The following is a 3,570-nucleotide window of genomic DNA, read 5'->3' as shown; positions in this document are numbered from 1 at the left end:
AGATAGCAGTTTGGCAATTTGAGTACTCTCTCGTGATGACTTTGGTGTTACTAATGACAAATCAGATAAATAACTATTCCAAACTTTAATGTAATTACTGAAATAGATTCTTTGGGCATCGGAAAGAACAGATGCTTTACTTTGGCCTAAAGAAGCATAGTTACCTAATACCCAGTTGTCTTCATTAAAAAACTGCTCTGCAGATTTAACCATGGCAGGTAAAACTTTAGTAATGTAGGCTTCTTTGGTATAAATAAAGTTAATAGGTTCTTTTAAAGCCCCACCAGTCTTACGTCGGAATAGCAAGTGACTTTGCACACCACCCATACTTGAAAAAGATACAGGTGTAACTCCTTCTTTTCCTGAGAGAGTAACTGTGTTTATAGTATCTTCTAATACCATGGTTGCAATGTCTCTTTGTGCAATTTCCTGTCTACGACGTTCTACTAATTCTTCGTCATAGGGAACACTTGGTGTAATGCTTTGTTTTGAAAGAATCTGATTCAGAGCTTTTTCAACAGATTTTTTTTGTTGGTCACTCATGCCTGATGATTCTGTTTTAGACAAATTGGACATTAACCAGTTTTGCATAAAAGCAGCATCAAAATGTTCTTTGTGGAACATCATAAGATAAGCTTTTAATGCATCATAGCTATTAATATTATTAGAACCATTAGCTGTGCGTAGAAGTTCATCCAACTTATAGCTGATTAATGGCATTACGTTGTCTTGAAGAATTCTATAATAGGCTGACTCCCCAACATCTTTCATTTGGCTACCTTGATAAAGACCCATACGATAGCTCAGAGGAGGGGATAATAAATCTGGAATTTCTTTACTGGTAGTTGTATCTCTAACTTGTTCAGCAAATGTTACAGCCTTAAGTAAATCAGGGCTGTCTGTATATTTTTTTACATCTAAAGCTAAGTTAGTTGCTTTTTGATCAACCTGTTCAAGATATGATTGGTTATTTGAGTAACTATTCAGCATCATTGTTAAACATGCAATTACTACAGTTGCAATAGCTCCAATACCTAGCCAATACAAGATTTGTTTTTTGACGAACCAAGATTTATTCTCGCCAGCTAAATTTGCCTCGCTAAGAATAACGTCAGCAAAGAGTCTATTTAAGAAAAAGCTATGTTCGTTATTCTGAGTAGAGGCCTGGTTTGAATCCAAGTATTTTTTAGATAATTGGAAATCACTTTGCAAACCTTCCAGTATAGGGTTGAGATGTTGTCCTGTTTGTGTCGCACTTGAAAAATAAACACCTCTCCATGCGATAGGTTGCTCAAATTTTGAAGATTTAGACAGCTCTTTAAATAGAGAAAGTACTGCTTGATTAAGGCGCTCAAACTCCTCTGGGAATGCAAAAGCTGCAGCTTTATCTTCAGTAGATTCTAATTGATGAACTGTGCCCAACATAGAGGAGCGTAATTTATCTACAATATCTGCTAAGGCATTAGAAGCAGTAGCGATAGGAGTTTCCATTCCTTCTGTATTAGATAGAGGAATTCCTAAATATTGATTTCTTTGTTCTTCAGTTAGATGGTCAAAGAATTCATTAAAACCATGCAATAAATCCAGTTTGGTTATCATAAGATAAACTGGGAAATGTATACCTAATTTAGTATGCATTTCATGGATTCTTTTACGCAGTTCTACTGAGATTTCTGTTATGTTGGTTTTCCCGCCCAACAAATCATCTACACCTACAGTAACCAATACTCCATTTATTGGCTGTTTAGGTCGGTAACGTTGTAGTAGCGTTACAAACTCTTCCCAGTCACTAGAGTCTTTACTGCTATGATTGTCATGTAAAGATAATCTACCAGCTGTATCGAGAAATACTATTTCATCCGACAGAAACCAATCACAATCTCGTGTACCTGCTAGGCCACTTACAGATGTCCCTAAAGTGCTCTCTAAAGGGAAGTTAAGACCAGAGCGTTTGAGTGCAGTTGTTTTACCAGATCCTGCTGCCCCTAGGACAACATACCATGGCATTTGGTAGAGGTATTGACCTTCTTCTAGTCTAGCCAACAAACTGTTTTTAGATTTAGAAAATTTAGCATTTTTTAATACTTTGTCCATTTCAGCAAACTGGCGGCTCATAGAGCTAACATCATTTGCACTTTTTAAAATAGGCTCTTGGGCTGCTCGAATTTCTTTCAATAAAGCAGCGTTTCGTCGAGATTCACGATATTGGCGAAATATGGCTTTAGCCAACCAAATACCAATAATAATGGCACACACTGTAAAACGAATAGTTTTGCTTACTAAAGGGCGAACTTCACCTATGGAGATCAATGGTCCAATAAACCATACTAATATAATCAGGCCGGTAATACCCAACATTACCCATAAAGAGCGAGAACCTAGAAAATAAATAATTTTTTTCATGTCTATTTTTTCCGTATCAATCTAAAATAGATTATTGTGTGCTTACACTACCGTTTGGTTGAGAATTGGAGGTATCGTTTTTTATTTCGACTGTGCTACCTAGTTTGGGTCCAGTTCCTGTAGTAAATAATGTAATTTCAACTCTTCGGTTTTTAGCTCTGTTTTCTAAAGTATCGTTTGGTGCGACAGGATCGGTTGAGCCTCGTCCTTCAGAACGGATGCGTGTTCCGCCATTTTTAACGTAATTTAATAAAATTTCTTTTACTGCATCTGCCCGAGCCTGTGATAAATGCCAATTAGATGGAAAATTCAAACTCTGAATTGGCTGATTATCAGTGTATCCCGTAACAATAATTTGTCCTTCTACACTATCTAAGGCCTGACTAACTGCAGCTAAAACAGGATAATATTGGTCTTGTATTTGCGCAGAGCCAGATTCAAATAAGCCATCACCTAAAATAGTAATAGTACTTCTGTCTTGAAAATCTTCTACAGATACTAATTTCCTAGCAATCTCATTTTCCAACAAAGGCCGTAGTCGGACTGTATTTTGTGCATCCTGTTGTTTGGTTATTGCTGAAGGAAGTTTGAGGCTGTTCACTTTTATGCTGGCGGTATTGAATTTATCACCTAATGACCATTGCATTGTAAAATAGCCTATCCCCAATGCAACAGCTCCTAATACGCCAACTACCCATAAAGGAATAGCAAGTCTGCGTTTTCTTTGAATATTATTTGTAATAATCGGGTTATGTTTAAAAAGATTAACAGTTTGGTCAGGTCGCTTACTGTGAATTAAGGCAAGTAAGTCTCTTTTAATTTTATCGATCTCAAGTTCCCCATTGTTTAGAACCTGGTACTTACCTTTGTAACCAAATTGCAGGCATAAATATATAAACTCTAATAAATTAATATTTTTATCAGAATCTTGTTTCAAATTTTGAATGATTTCAAAAAAACGTTCTCCACCCCAAGTTTCATCATAAAAAGATACTAATAAGCTATTCTTTGACCAAGTTTCATCAGCCCAGCCGGCACGGACTGCTAATTCATCTACAAATGTACAAAGACAGTATTTTGCAGCCTGAATAGCATCATATTTAGCTCCATTTTTTTCAGCATTCTCTCCAAAATTATTAATTAAGAGAGAGAATTTATTAATTAGGC

Annotated in this window: 2 protein-coding genes; both read right to left on the bottom strand. The window is 36.2% G+C overall.

Features of this window, described 5'->3' with window-relative positions; all coding sequences use genetic code 11:
• On the bottom strand, positions 1 to 2,403 hold a 2,403-nt coding region (gene tssM, locus ACTHUT_RS15610; protein WP_440419000.1), incomplete at its 3' end, for a type VI secretion system membrane subunit TssM.
• 31 nt (positions 2,404 to 2,434) lie between these two features.
• Positions 2,435 to 3,570 (bottom strand): type VI secretion system protein TssL, long form (gene tssL, locus ACTHUT_RS15605; protein ID WP_440418999.1); only part of this gene is annotated, 1,136 nt, incomplete at its 5' end.

It is taken from the genome of Neisseria sp. P0022.S010, assembly GCF_051956635.1.
Note: the sequence above shows the minus strand (reverse complement) of the source record. Positions and strands in the feature narration are given on the sequence as shown.